Annotated in this window: 10 protein-coding genes; 1 reads left to right on the forward strand and 9 read right to left on the reverse strand. The window is 53.3% G+C overall.

The features are described 5' to 3' along the window. Positions 1-87: 87 nt before the first annotated feature. Positions 88-2,052: an FAD-dependent oxidoreductase gene (locus N7387_RS14510; protein WP_279799925.1), complete on the forward strand. Its 1,965-nt coding sequence runs from the start codon at positions 88-90 to the stop codon at positions 2,050-2,052. Between the two features lie 69 nt (positions 2,053-2,121). Here N7387_RS14510 and N7387_RS14515 read toward each other — a convergent pair whose 3' ends face one another. From N7387_RS14515 to agaW, 9 genes are all read right to left on the reverse strand, one after another. Continuing rightward, complete coding sequence (locus N7387_RS14515; RefSeq protein WP_262883669.1) at positions 2,122-3,603, reverse strand: nucleobase:cation symporter-2 family protein; 1,482 nt, start codon at positions 3,601-3,603, stop codon at positions 2,122-2,124. 1,619 nt (positions 3,604-5,222) lie between these two features. After that, positions 5,223-6,395: a PatB family C-S lyase gene (locus N7387_RS14520; protein WP_279799872.1), complete on the reverse strand. Its 1,173-nt coding sequence runs from the start codon at positions 6,393-6,395 to the stop codon at positions 5,223-5,225. Between the two features lie 12 nt (positions 6,396-6,407). Further along, the gene (gene malX / locus N7387_RS14525; RefSeq protein WP_279799874.1) at positions 6,408-7,979 is read right to left on the reverse strand and encodes a maltose/glucose-specific PTS transporter subunit IIBC; all 1,572 of its coding nucleotides are present in this window, start codon (positions 7,977-7,979) and stop codon (positions 6,408-6,410) included. 138 nt (positions 7,980-8,117) lie between these two features. After that, entirely contained in the window at positions 8,118-8,975 is an 858-nt protein-coding gene (gene kbaY, locus N7387_RS14530; RefSeq protein ID WP_279799876.1) for a tagatose-bisphosphate aldolase subunit KbaY, read from the reverse strand. A gap of 2 nt (positions 8,976-8,977) precedes the next feature. Continuing rightward, positions 8,978-10,147 (reverse strand): SIS domain-containing protein, encoded by a 1,170-nt coding sequence (locus N7387_RS14535; protein WP_262862289.1) that lies wholly within the window; start codon positions 10,145-10,147, stop codon positions 8,978-8,980. A gap of 283 nt (positions 10,148-10,430) precedes the next feature. Next, complete coding sequence (gene nagA, locus N7387_RS14540) at positions 10,431-11,570, reverse strand: N-acetylglucosamine-6-phosphate deacetylase (RefSeq protein ID WP_279799878.1); 1,140 nt, start codon at positions 11,568-11,570, stop codon at positions 10,431-10,433. Then, the gene (agaF, locus tag N7387_RS14545) at positions 11,567-12,001 is read right to left on the reverse strand and encodes a PTS galactosamine/N-acetylgalactosamine transporter subunit IIA (RefSeq protein WP_279799880.1); all 435 of its coding nucleotides are present in this window, start codon (positions 11,999-12,001) and stop codon (positions 11,567-11,569) included. The genes nagA and agaF overlap by 4 nt, the downstream gene beginning before the upstream one ends. A 15-nt stretch (positions 12,002-12,016) precedes the next feature. Beyond that, positions 12,017-12,892 (reverse strand): PTS N-acetylgalactosamine transporter subunit IID, encoded by an 876-nt coding sequence (gene agaE, locus N7387_RS14550; protein WP_004237712.1) that lies wholly within the window; start codon positions 12,890-12,892, stop codon positions 12,017-12,019. After that, on the reverse strand, positions 12,882-13,661 hold the full coding sequence (gene agaW / locus N7387_RS14555) for a PTS N-acetylgalactosamine transporter subunit IIC (protein WP_004237713.1): 780 nt from the start codon (positions 13,659-13,661) through the stop codon (positions 12,882-12,884). The genes agaE and agaW overlap by 11 nt, the downstream gene beginning before the upstream one ends.

Consider the following 13,661-nt stretch of genomic DNA (forward strand, 5'->3'; position numbering starts at 1 on the left):
TGACCATAAAACAGACTACGATGGGCCGAATGTGCCCGGTTATTGCATGGTTACCAATACTGAAAACCCGGAAAGCGATAGGTGAACATGAATAAATGTATTGTTGCGGACAGCCGGAAATGCATCGGATGTCACGCCTGCGAAATTGCCTGCGTTGTCGCGCATAATGATCACCACTGGCCACATGACAGCCGTGATTACACCCCCCGTATCCGTGTCATGTTCAAAGAGAGTGACAGCCTCGCTGTCACCTGCCGCCAGTGTGAAGACGCCCCCTGTGCCGCTGCCTGCCCGGTGGATGCCCTGTATGTGGCGGACAATATTGTCAAACTGGATCAGGAAAAATGTATCGGCTGTAAAAGCTGTGTGCTGGTCTGTCCGTTCGGGGCGATGGAAATGGTGATGACGTTCGATCACTCGCACGAACTGGCGCAGAAATGCGATTTATGTGATACCACCGGCGGGTCACCCGCGTGTGTGGCTAACTGCCCGACCAACGCACTCAGCATCCTGGATGAACAGAAACTGGTGATCCTGCGCAATGATCGCCTGATGCGGGCAGCCACCGGCGCATACAATCAGGCGCGTCAGTCGGAAATCCGTTTTGAGATCCTCAAACGTCCGCCGCGTGAAGGAACACAGAAACAGAGTGCGGCACTGCGTAAAAATCATTTCGGCGAAATTTATATCGGGCTGAATGAACAGTGTGCCGGTTATGAAAGTGAGCGCTGTCTGTACTGCTCACAAAAGGCGATGTGTAATATGTCATGCCCGCTGCATAACGCGATTCCGGACTTTGTCCGTCTGGTGCGTGAAGGTAAAATTATTGAGGCGGCGGAGCTGAGCAATTCGACCAGTTCACTGCCGGAAATCTGCGGCCGGGTCTGCCCGCAGGACAGATTGTGCGAAAGCCGCTGTACGCTGCGTAACCACGGCGGCGCGGTCACTGTCGGGAATATTGAACGCTATATCACGGATACCGCTTTTGAGATGGGCTGGCGTCCGTCGGTGGCGGAGGATGTGGTTCCGCGCCCGGAACGTGTCGCGATTATCGGTGCCGGGCCAGCCGGACTTGGCTGTGCGGATGTGCTGACCCGTGCCGGAGTGAAAGCGGAAGTGTTTGAGCGCCATCCTGAAATCGGAGGCCTGCTGACCTTCGGGATCCCGCCGTTCAAGCTGGACAAGCAGCTGATGGCACAGCGGCGGCAGATTTTCACGGATATGGGGATCACCTTCCGTCTGAACTGTGAGGTCGGTAAAGATATCCCGTTCAGCCGTCTGATGAGTGAGTATGATGCAGTACTGCTGGGAGTCGGCACCTACGGCATGATGAAAGCCGGGCTGGAGCATGAGGATTCCCCGGGCGTGGTGCAGGCACTGCCGTTCCTGATCGCCAGTACCCGTGAGGTGATGGGGCTGCCGGTAGCGGATGAATACCCGTGGATTGATGTGAAAGGGAAAAAAGTGGTGGTACTCGGCGGCGGTGATACCGCAATGGACTGTGTCCGTACTGCTGTCCGCCGTGGTGCTGAGAGTGTTATCTGCGCTTACCGCCGTGATGAGGCGAGTATGCCGGGCTCGAAGAAAGAGGTGATCAACGCCCGTGAAGAGGGGGTGGAATTCCTCTATAACGTGCAGCCGCAGTTTATTGACCGCACTGAACAGGGGGCGGTCAGCGGTATCGGGCTTATCCGTACGCAACTCGGTGAACCGGGGCCGGATGGCCGCCGCCGTCCGAAACCGGTGGAAGGGTCTGAATTTATCCTTGATGCGGATGTGCTGATTATGGCGTTCGGCTTTCAGTCGCATCCGATGCCGTGGCTCAGCGGTTATAATGTCCAGCTGGATAAATGGGGACAGATTAAAACCGGCGGCAACGGTCGCATGAGTAATCAGACCACCAACCCGAAAATCTTTGCTTCCGGTGATGCGGTACACGGCGCGGATCTGGTGGTCACCGCTATGGCTGCCGGTCGTCAGGCCGCCCGCGAGATGCTGAGTATGTTCGATGAACAGGCACAGTCACCACAGGCTATGGTCAGTAACGCATAACAGAAAGCCGTAAAAACAAAACCGCGATAATTATTATCGCGGTTTTTTTACGGGCAAAAATCAGAGAGGTCAGATAACGCGTTTGTTCTCCGCACTCATGGCCATATCCGGCAGGTCCCGCTCTGCATCCGGGATATCCAGCATTGCCCCGAGCTCCTCTGCCAGCACATCCGGCTCTTCCTCATTGGCTGCACCACGCGGTTGTCCGACCGGGATCAGCAGATTCAGGATAATCGCCGTCAGACCGCCGACGCAAATCGGGTTCTCGGCAAGGATATATAAAGACGGCGGCAGGATACTGAAGATCTGCGGATCATAAGAAACCCCCAGCCCGAGACCCAGGGATGTTGCCACAATCAGGGTTTCGCGGCGGCGCAGGCCGTTGGAGATAATAATGCGCAGCCCGGCAATGGCGATCATGGAGAACATCAGTGTCATTGCCCCGCCCAGTACCGGTGCCGGAATGGTGGTAAAGAACCAGCCGATACTAGGGAACAGGCCGAGGAACACCAGGATCACAGCAATAAAGCGCCCGATATAACTGGAGGCCACACCGGTCATCTGGATCACACCGTTGTTCTGGGCAAAGGTGGTCAGCGGCAGTGAGCCGAGAGCTGACGCGATAACGGACACCACACCATCCGCCATCACACCGCCTTTCAGCCGGTTCTGGTACACCTCACCGTTAATCGGCTGATTGGACACCATGGCTGTCGCTGTCAGGTTGCCGACCGCTTCCAGCACGCTGAGGATATAAATAATGGCGACCACCAGGAAGTGGGTGAAATTAAATGAGAAGCCGAATTTAAACGGCACCGGGACCGTAATAAATGCGGTGTTCTGATAAGTGCTGAAATCCACCAGTCCGAGGAACAGCGAAGCAATGTAGCCCGCCACCAGGGCAATGGCGATCCCGCCCATCCGCAGCAGCGGACTTTTGCAGCAGTTAAAACCAATCACCACCAGCAGAACCAGTAATCCCACACCGATATTTTCATAGTTGCCGTATGTACCGGCCGATTTGGCGGAGAAACCGCCGCCGAAGTCGATAATCCCGACCTTGATAAGACTCAGACCGATCATCAGCACCACCACGCCGCTGACTGTCGGGGTGATTATCCGGCGCAGATAAGGCAGTACAAAAGAGGAACCGACAACCAGGAAAGCACCGGCGAAAGAGACGCCGAGCAGAGAGGACAAAATCAGTTCTTCATGGATCCCGTCACTGCGCATGGCGGTACCGATGGCAATCATGGCAGTCACAAATGAGAAATTGACGGACTGAATAGATAACAGGCCAGAGCCCATCGGGCCGTAGCGGTGAACCTGTATCCAGGTACCGATGCCGGAGGCAATCATGACCATAGAAACCAGATAGGCTGTGGTATCGGCGGATAAATCCAGGGCTTTGCCCACAATCAGGGCAGGCATCACCATCGGAACAAACAGGGCCAATAAATGGGTTACCGCACCAAGAAGGGCCTGGAAAAACGGGGGCTTGTCGTCCAGCTGATAGATTAGATCAGAGGTTGGATGATTGAGATCTGACATCCTTCTCTCCTTTATAATAAATGGAATGAGAGGTCATACGTCGGCCTCAGCGGATCGTTTGGTACAGGGAATAAAGCAATAACTGAACCAGCGGCGCGACAAAGAAATAAAAATGTGAGAGATCTCTTAAATCATCTGCGATTTGTGAAATGTATCACCGGAATTTGCGAAGGGCTTTCCGCTACGGTCAGCCGGACCGATAAAAAGCGGTGTGAACAGGGTTTGTGCAGTATGAGAATGATATCATCTCATTTTGATAATGAAACGGCAGTGATAATGGTATCCCCCGGAACCCAGCACAGGAAAGGGATGCGGGTCATTCAGGCATTCTGCAGAGTGACTATTCCGCTAATGAAAATTTCTTTAAATAAGATATTTCCATTTTTCGCTAATGGAATTATATTAGGCATTAGTTTATTAAATAATATATACCAATTAAGAATGTACAATTATCTTAAATAAACGGAAAAAGGTAAAAATGGATTACGTAATAACACGAGCCATCATTATATAAATTAATGTTTCATTGTTATTTTTTTGTTACCGGACAGCCTTGTTATTGTTCATTGCAAAAAAAACGGCAGATGTAAAATATAAATTATATTAGTATGTTATGTATCTTTTGATAAAGAGGTCGTTTATTCATCATATGAGTATTATCCTAAAAACACAGAAGCAGCATAAGGAAAAATTCGGTCTTAAATTTCATCAAAATAATCATATGACATGCTTGCCCGGATTCTTCATCTCCCCATCCTGATAATTCGATATTTAATCCTGCATTTGCATTGATGGTTGATTTTTTATGTTACAAGCGAAAGAAGAAGAATTACTAATAAAAGGAATAACGATGAAAAAAACACGCTATTTACATATAAAGCTAATCCATTTCTTATTGACGATATATTTTATGATGATAATCTTTATCGCAATAAGAAACTGAGTTATGTTTGTTATATGTAAGGCAAATACAGAACTTGTTTTAAATTGAGTCTTTTCTTATTGGCCTTTAGATGTTTTAAATGTAGATTGAAAGTGTGTTCACGTTATTATTCTCAATTTTAATTAAATACCGAAGTGTTGTTTTATAATTTCATGTCTGACATGATCTGTAAGTTAATATTCAGATATACCCCTGGAAATATTAAAAATGCAGTTATTACAGATGTTTCTTATAACCGGATTGTTATAAGGTAATATACCCGCAAGGATGCGAATATAACCGGACTGATACGTTATTATCTTAAAAAATAAAGGAATTATTTTTTAATGATTTAGCGGGATAACGGATATATCCCTCAGGGACATAAACGGATGTTACCGGACAAGGTTGCCGGTGTAAACGGACTTACCACACGGATGTATTATCAGGGAGCCTGTATTTTATCACCACAGGTAATAAACGGATTTACCCCGGGAAGGGGACGGTAAACGGAATTTACCGTTACAAGGAAGTAAGAGCGGACAGGTGTCATGCCCCGATGCTCTGATGAAAATGGATTTTCACTGTAGTACGCATGACAAATCAAGGTAGTTAAGTGTTGTCAGTACAAGGTAAAACATCGGTAATTATGGCGACCCTGTTGACGGAATACAGCAAGGTCGCCAATTTTTTTCTGTTACCGGGCGTTTTTCAGACGGTTTACCGCTTCCGCCAGCAGTGCGCGCGGCGTACCGAAGTTAATCCGCAAATACTCTTCACCATCCGCCACATAATGACTGCCATCCTCAACCACCACGCCGGTCTGCCGGGCATAATCCAGTGTCAGATCTGTCGCTGTGCGTCCTGTGGCGCTGATATTAACCCAGGCGAGGTAAGAGGACTCCGGCTGCATCATCTGCCAGTCCGGGAAATGTGCCGCCACGGCCTGTGTCAGATAATCCGCATTGCCTCTCAGATAACGGTTCAGCTCATCCAGCCAGTCAGTGCCGTGGTTGTAAGCCTCAATAATGCCCCATACGCCGAACAGGTTAGGCGAGGTAATCGAGTTTTTCTCAAGCTGCCGGCGGAACTGTGCCCGCAGTGCCGGGTCCGGAATGATGCTGTAGGAGGTTTTCAGCCCGCCGAGGTTAAAGGCTTTGTTCGGCGAGGTCAGCAGGATCAGGTTCTCCGGTGCCGCACATCCGGGGCGCAGACAGCCGGTGAAGCTGCCGTACAGCACATGTTCCGCATGCACCTCATCGATCACCAGCAGCACGCCGTATTGCAGACACAAATCTGAGACCTGTTTGATCTCCGCTGCTGTCCAGATACGCCCGGACGGATTATGCGGCGAGCAGAACAGCCAGACTTTCGGCCGGTGTTCGCGCATCTGCGCCTCAATATGGTCAAAATCAAGGTGATAGCGGTTATCCCGTGCCACCAGCGGATTGGTCAGTACCGTCACATTCTGCCGGGTCACCGCATGGGCAAACGGATCATACACCGGTGTGTTCATCATCACGCAGTCGCCGGGCTGACAGAATGCCTGCACCAGATAGTGCAGGGTGGAAACCGTGCCGTAACTGAGAGTCACCCACTCCGGCTGAACCGTGACCTGATGACGCGCTGCCTGGAAGCGGATCACCGCATCGTAAAATTCATCAAAGCACCAGGTGTAGCCGAAGGTACCGTGCTGTGCCACCTGCGTGAACCGCTCAATCACTGCGGGCGGGGATTTGAAATCCATATCCGCTATCCACAGCGGAATGAAATCCTGCGGGACATCCCCGAAACGGGAACAGACATACTGATGATCCCATTTCCGGCAGCGATCACTTTTGCGCTCAATTATTTCATCAAAATCGTACATGCTCAGTTCCTGTTAAATTAAGGCTTCAATGCCGGATTTCACACTCTGCACCTGCGGGCCGATAATCACCTGCACACTGTGGGCATCCAGTACCACCACAGAGAGGGCACCGGCGTCTTTCAGGGTTTTCTGATCCACCTTATCCATATCTTTCACCACCAGACGCAGACGGGTGATACAGTTATCCAGCGAATCAATATTTTCTTTACCGCCGAGCGCGGTGAGGATCAGGTTGTGATCGTATTTGGCTTTGCCGCGTGCTTTTGTATTGGCTTTCACTGCCTGTTCCGCGCCGTCAGCGGCATCTTCACGGCCCGGTGTTTTGACATCATGCTTCAGAATGTACCAGCGGAAGACAAAGAAGTAGATAGCGAACCAGATAATCCCGACCGGGAACACCAGATACCATTTGGTGGCGGTTCCCTGCATGATACCGAAGATCAGCAGATCCAGAATCCCGCCGTCAGTGTTCCCGATCGTCACGCCGAGCAGTGCCATCACCAGCAGGGCAAGACCGGACATAATAATGTGGAAGATATAGAGCACCGGCGCGATAAACAGGAACAGAAACTCAATCGGCTCGGAAATTCCGGTCACGACGGAAACCAGTACCCCGGAAAGTAATAACCCTTTGATCACCGGACGGTTCTCCGGTTTTGCGGTGCGGTAGATAGCGTAAGCCACCGCGGGCAGACCAAAGATAAAGGTCGGCATAAAGCCCTGTGACAGGAACGCGGTGACATGCGGGCTGAACGGCAGACCGGCCTTCAGTTCGGCATAGAAAATATTCAGGGCTCCGGCGACTTCATTGCCGTCAACAAATTCCGTGCCCCCGGCCGGGGTAAAGCGCACCATGGCCAGCAGAATATGGTGCAGCCCGAATGGCTTGAGCAGCAGCACACCGACACCGTACAGGAACGGGCCGAAAACATCGGTACTCTGAATGATATGGCCGATCCCGGCAATGCCCATGGCGACATATTTCCACAGGAACGGGATCGCGAGGCCGACCAGTGACAGGGTCAGCGCGGTGATAATCGGTACAAAACGGATGCCGCCGAAAAATGCAAAAGCATCATGCAGGACGGTATCCTGGAAACGCTCATGCAGAAAATAGGTGATAACGCCGACCACAATCCCGCCCAGCACCCCCATTTCGAGGGTCTGGATACCGAGAACCACAGACTGCCCGACCTGCTTCATCATTGCCGGGTCGGCAAGCTGGTGGGTGACGGTCAGGTAATAATTGATGCTCATGTTCATCAGCATATAGCCGACAAACCCGGCAAAGGCGCCGACCGCTTTGTTACGGTTTGCCAGCCCGAACGGAATGGCCATGGCAAACATCACCGGCAGATAGGTAAAGGCAAAGCCGCCGACCATTGCCATAAAACCAAAGGTCAGCTGGACAAATTCATTGCCGAGAAACGGAAAACTGCTGATAGCGGAAGGACTGGTGACCGAACTGCCTATCCCGAGTAATAACCCCATGAAAGCCAGTAATGAGACGGGAAACATAAAGGTTTTCCCGAGACTTTGAAAAAATTCCCAGAGTTTGGATTTAAACGACTTTTCCTGCGACATCGTAGAGTACTCCTCAGCTTCTTTATAATTTATTGGTTAAGGGGTGTTACGGAACAGTCTTTTTTATTGTTGTTTTTTTATTATTTTTCGCAGATGAAAAAGGCGGCACTGCGGGGGAACACAGTGCCGCCTGACGGGTTACAGAAGCTGACCTTCCGCACCACAGACGCTGATTTTATCGCGGACAACCGCTTTCATGGCATCCATACCGACCCGCATGTAGTAGCGCGGATCGTTACCTTCCGGATTTTCCGCAAACCAGGCGCGGACCGCTCCGGCAAACGCGATTTTCAGCTCGGTGGCGACATTGACTTTGCACACCCCCAGCTCAATGGTACGGCGGACATCCGCATCCGGCACATCACTCGCGCCGTGCAGTACCAGCGGGATATCCGTGATGCTGCGGATTTTTTCCAGCCGCGCAAAATCAATTTTCGGACGGCTGGTATACAGGCCGTGAGCGGTACCGATAGCCACCGCCAGGCTGTCGATGCCGGTCAGCTGCGCAAAACGGCGCGCTTCATCCGGGGAGGTCAGAAAGGCACTTTCCGCATCCACATCCATATCATCCTCGACGCCGCCGAGACGGCCGAGTTCCGCTTCCACGCTGCAATCCTGACTGTGGCAGAAATCCACCACGGATTTGACCAGCGCGACATTCTCCTCAAACGGGAAATGGCTGCCGTCGATCATGGCACTGCGCACACCCTGGCCGACTTTGGTGCGGATATCGTCAAGGGTTTCGTGATGGTCAAGATGCAGGGCGACCGGCATGGAAAATGAGCGGGAATAGGCATCACACAAGGCATAGATTTCCGGGAAACTGATGTGCTTAAAGGTGCCCGGTGTACCCGCCAGAATCACCGGTGCGCGCAGTTCCGCACAGGCTTCCAGAATGGCTTGAATCGTTTCGGCATTATGGATATTAAATGCCGGAACCGCATAACCGTTGGCCTGTGCATGTGTAAGCAGATATTTGGTTGAGATGATCCCCATGATTACGCTCCTGTGTTCTGATTATTGAAGGGGTGAATAGTCACGCCCTGAACAACGCGGTTAACGGTGCCACTGGCAGACGGGGTATCCGGTGTGATCCCGGTTCTGACAGACTGACTGAGGGCAAATAACTGTGCATACGGCAGGAAACAGAACAGCAGTTCTGTATCGCTGAGGGCATCACCGGCAGGCAGATAACAGTGTGTCCCGGCGCTGATGGCATCATCCGGCCGATCGGCTATTGCGACCACCTGTTTGGCGATCCGGTCGCGGCGCAGTTCAGCCAGCAGATCCAAATCATACTGACGGGTGTAGGGCTGGTTTGAGATGTACACAACCACCAGGGTATCGCCATCGACCAGCGATTTCGGGCCGTGGCGGAAGCCGGTCGGCGTGTCATAAAAGGCGGCAATTTGCCCGGCGGTCAGTTCCAGCAGTTTGAGGGCGGATTCCCGCGCCAGGCCCTGGAAGCTGCCGCTGCCGAGGTAAACCACGCGTTTAAAAGCATCATTACCCGGCAGAATCTGTCCGCTGCTGCCATGCGCGGCGAGAATATCCCGCGCCCGCTGCGCCACAATGGCAAAGCGTTCTGTGCTGAACGTCTGCGGGGCGAGGGCGGCGAGGCAGCTGCACATCATGGAGGTAATGCTGCTGGTCATGGCAAAGGCGTTGTCATTGGTCTGCGGCGGCATCAGCAGGGCAAAACCGTTATCACTGCCCTGTACACGCTGGTACAGATGCCCCTCTTTATTACAGGTGATCACCAGATGCGAACAGCGGGCAACACACTGATTAGCAAGATCAAACGCGGCAACGCTTTCCGGGCTGTTACCGGAACGGGCAAAGGAAACCAGCAGTACCGGTTGCTGCTCAGGCAGATAATCCGCCGGATTGGTGACGATGTCGGTTGTCGGGATCGCCGTGACGCTTTTGCCGGTCAGGCGGCGCAGTACGGGAGAAATCATCTCACCGATAAAGGCGGAGGTTCCGGCACCGGTCAGAATGATACGCAGGTTGTCCTGCGCCAGCAGCGGCGCGAGAAAGGCATCCAGCTGTGCGCGTTGTGAGTCGATTGAGTGTAATGCACTCATCCAGCAATCAGGTTGCTGGCGGATCTCCGTTTCCGTCCAGGTGGAATAGCGGGGTGTGGCGGCAGAAAGAGGGTCGTGCATAGCTTCATCCTTTACATGACGTTCAGCCGAAAGTGAAATGAATCAAAAGATCACTCGATCCGTCATTACCTTTCGGTTGGTTTCGTTTTGAGGTTTAATTTCAATTTACAGGAAGGAAAACGAAGGATCAATGCAGTAATGAAAAGAAAACGAAAAGTGTGACTTACACCACAAGTGAAATGATTAAGCTATTGTTTATTAGTTAGTTATATAAAAATACCCGGCGGATAATCATAAGGAAAAGAAAGGTGCAGAGAGAACCGCACCTCAGAATGAAAGAAAATCAGCGTACCGGCTGCCCGTGGATCCAGGTTTGTGTTACCCGCCAGTCACTGTTCAGGTCATTGAAGTGCGCCCGTTTTCCGGGGGAGATACTGCCGTGTGTTGCGGTGATCCCCAGCAGTTGTGCCGGTTGCAGAGAGGCCATGCGGATGGCGGTTTCCGGCAGCGTACCGGTATCACTGATCATCCGGCTGACCGCGTCATCCAGTGCCAGGGTGCTGCCCGCCAGACCGCCGGAGGCGGTCCGGACAATGCCCGCTTTCATGGTGACATCATGGCCGCAGATATCATAAATGCCGTCCGGCTGTCCGGCCGCCCGCATGGCATCGGTGATCAGCACCGTGCGGTGTGCGGCACACTGACAGACAATCCGCATCACTGCCGGGTGGACATGATGCCCGTCAGCGATAAGCTCCAGCCAGGCGCGCGGGTCGGATAATCCGGCTCCCGCCATGCCCGGTTCGCGGTGATGCAGGCCGGTCATGCCGTTGAAACAGTGAACCAGCCCGTCAGCCCCGGCATCAAGTGCCGCCAGGGTCTGTTCATACGTGGCGGCACTGTGGCCGAGCATCACATTCAGCCCGCGCTGTTTCAGATGGCGGATGGCATTCAGTGCGTCCGGTTTTTCCGGTGCCAGCGCGACCACTTTCAGTGTGCCCTGCGCATCGGCAATCAGGGTATCCAGCTCACTGATGTGTAATTCACGGAACAGTTCCGGCGGGTGTGCGCCTTTGTTCTGCGGCGTGAAATACGGCCCTTCCAGATAACTGCCGAGCACTTCCGCCACTGGTTCTGTGGTGGTCTGCTGCTGACAGTAACGGGCGATCCGTGCGAGAGTGCTGCCCAGATCCGGCAGCGGGGCGGTCACCGTGGTGGCGAGCCACGCAGCGACCCCCTGTTGTGCCTTGAAAGCGGCAATGGTTTTCAGTGCCTGCGGGTTATCATCCATCACATCCATACCCTGCCCGCCGTGGACATGAGTATCGATGTAGGCCGGGCAGAGCTGCTCCGCATCAAACTGTGCTTCTTTTGCCGCCAGCGGCGTGATGGCGGTAATGATGCCGTCTGATACTGCCACCGCCTGGTTTTCCCGCCAGCCGTATTCTGTCAGTACCCGGCGGGCACGGATTTGCCGGATCATATGCCTTCATCCTCCGTTTCACAGCAGCGTTCGCGCAGTAACTCGTCCGTCAGGCTGGTTAATCCGCGGTGTCCGCAGGCCAGTGCTTCACGGCGGAATTCAGCCGGAGAGAGCGAATCCCGCTCCAGTGCCATTTCCAGCAGCAGCTGCAGATTGGTGCCGGTGATCACTTCGCGGTCTTCCCGGCCCTGTGACAGGGTGGCAGCCACACGGAACGGGGTACCGCCGAGGATATCGGTCAGGAAAATCACACTGTCGCAGTGTGACATCAGCGCCAGTGCGGCTTCCAGTTCCTGTGTCAGGCGGGCGGTGGTGGATTCCGCCGGAAAATCAACCGCCGCGAAATCCTCCTGCTCCCCGATAATCTGTAACATGGCTTTTTCCAGTCCGGAGGCAAAGCCCCCGTGACCACATAAAATAATTCCCGGCATCAGTTGCTCCTCTTATCACAGGAAATGGGCGAATTTGCCGATGATACCCAGCGCCACGGTCAGTACGATCAGGCGCAGCGGGCTCCAGCCACGGCGCACCAGCCAGAACATTGACAGGGTGTATACCAGCGGCAGGAAAGCAGGCATCAGCTTATCAATCACATCACTCTGTAATTTCACGACCGCATCACCGGCGGTGATTTCCAGTGTGGTTGAGAGCCGTACATACGTTGCCACCAGCGCGCCGATTACGGTCATCCCGACAATCGAGGCCGCATGGCCGACTTTTTTGGTATTGGCTTTGATAAGCGGAATGGCGGCAACCCCCATCCGGTAAGCATAGTGCGCCAGGCCGAAACGCAGGCCGAAATGGACAACGTTAAACATCACCAGAAACACCACTGCACCGAGAATCGATCCCTGCAAGGCGAGGCTGGCACCGATACCGCCGCAGATAGGCAGCAGGGTCAGCCAGAACATAGCATCACCGATCCCGCCCAGTGGTGCACCGACAGCAATTTTGGTGCTCTGGATACTGTTTACATCCTGTTTGGAGCGTTCCATTGCCAGGATGATGCCGATAACAAACGTCACCAGGAAAGGATGCGTGTTGAAGAACCCCATATGGCCTTTCATGGAACGCGCCAGATCACGCGGATTGGTGTGGATTTTTTTCAGTGCGGGCAATAATCCGTACAGCCAGCCCGCCGCCTGCATCCGCTCATAGTTAAAGGAGGCCTGTAACAGCAGGGAGCGCCACGCGACCCGGTTGATATCTTTGCGGGTCAGTTCCGCACCGGTGCTCTGATCTTCATACACGTTCTGGTTACAGTCTGCCGGCAGTAAGGTTTCCGCTTCTGCGGCAGATGAATGATTTTTTTCAGATGCCATCTTCAAATTCCTCGTGTGACGGTTGTGCCGGTTCGCTTTCTGCCGGTTTGCGGACGAAATCGATCATTGCCATCGCAAGTGCGGCGGCGGCGATTGCCAGAACCGGCAGCTGAAGCCAGGCAGCGCCGACAAATCCCAGAATGAAATAAGGAATGTAGGCATTTTTCATCATGATTTTCAGCAGAACGGCAAACCCGATGGCAGGCATAATGCCGCCCGCGACACCCAGGCCGTCAATTAAGCGTGCAGGGAGTACATCAATCAGGGTTTTGGCGTGATCCGCCCCGAAATAGATCGGCAGGAAGGCACAGAGAAAATAGAACGTACCGAGCGCCAGCAGGGCGAGGTAGTTGATGCGCTCAATCCCCCTGGTATCGGCATTGGCAGCCATTTTGTCGCAGCGGGACATCACACCGGACATCACCGAGAACAGGAAGGTGATCCCCATCTGCACTGCCACGGCAAACGGGACTGCAACACCGACCGCCACTTCCGGTTTGACCCCGGTGGAGATAGCAAACGCGGTACCGACAATGGTTCCGATAATCACGTTCGGCGGCTGGGCACCGGCCAGCGGCGCGAGTCCCATCCAGACCAGTTCCAGTGTCCCGCCGGTCAGGATCCCGGTATTGAGATCGCCGAGGATCAGACCGACCACCGGTCCCAGCACCACCGGACGGTGAATGTGCGTGAGTCCGTTAAACAGATCCAATCCGGCAATAAAGGCTACCAGCCCGAGAGCGATAGCTTGTAACAGACTGATTTCCAT

Origin of the sequence: Morganella sp. GD04133 (assembly GCF_029835375.1) — a bacterium.
GTDB classification, from domain to species: Bacteria; Pseudomonadota; Gammaproteobacteria; order Enterobacterales; family Enterobacteriaceae; genus Morganella; species Morganella morganii_B.

What these genes read in the sequence shown, in the direction of transcription:
- agaE (WP_004237712.1), bottom strand. Translation starts at nt 12,892, where the DNA reads ATGGCATCTGAAAAAAATCATTCATCTGCCGCAGAAGCGGAAACCTTA.
- nagA (WP_279799878.1), bottom strand. Translation starts at nt 11,570, where the DNA reads ATGATCCGGCAAATCCGTGCCCGCCGGGTACTGACAGAATACGGCTGG.
- N7387_RS14510 (WP_279799925.1), top strand. Translation starts at nt 88, where the DNA reads ATGAATAAATGTATTGTTGCGGACAGCCGGAAATGCATCGGATGTCAC.
- N7387_RS14520 (WP_279799872.1), bottom strand. Translation starts at nt 6,395, where the DNA reads ATGTACGATTTTGATGAAATAATTGAGCGCAAAAGTGATCGCTGCCGG.
- agaF (WP_279799880.1), bottom strand. Translation starts at nt 12,001, where the DNA reads ATGCCGGGAATTATTTTATGTGGTCACGGGGGCTTTGCCTCCGGACTG.
- agaW (WP_004237713.1), bottom strand. Translation starts at nt 13,661, where the DNA reads ATGGAAATCAGTCTGTTACAAGCTATCGCTCTCGGGCTGGTAGCCTTT.
- malX (WP_279799874.1), bottom strand. Translation starts at nt 7,979, where the DNA reads ATGTCGCAGGAAAAGTCGTTTAAATCCAAACTCTGGGAATTTTTTCAA.
- N7387_RS14515 (WP_262883669.1), bottom strand. Translation starts at nt 3,603, where the DNA reads ATGTCAGATCTCAATCATCCAACCTCTGATCTAATCTATCAGCTGGAC.
- N7387_RS14535 (WP_262862289.1), bottom strand. Translation starts at nt 10,147, where the DNA reads ATGCACGACCCTCTTTCTGCCGCCACACCCCGCTATTCCACCTGGACG.
- kbaY (WP_279799876.1), bottom strand. Translation starts at nt 8,975, where the DNA reads ATGGGGATCATCTCAACCAAATATCTGCTTACACATGCACAGGCCAAC.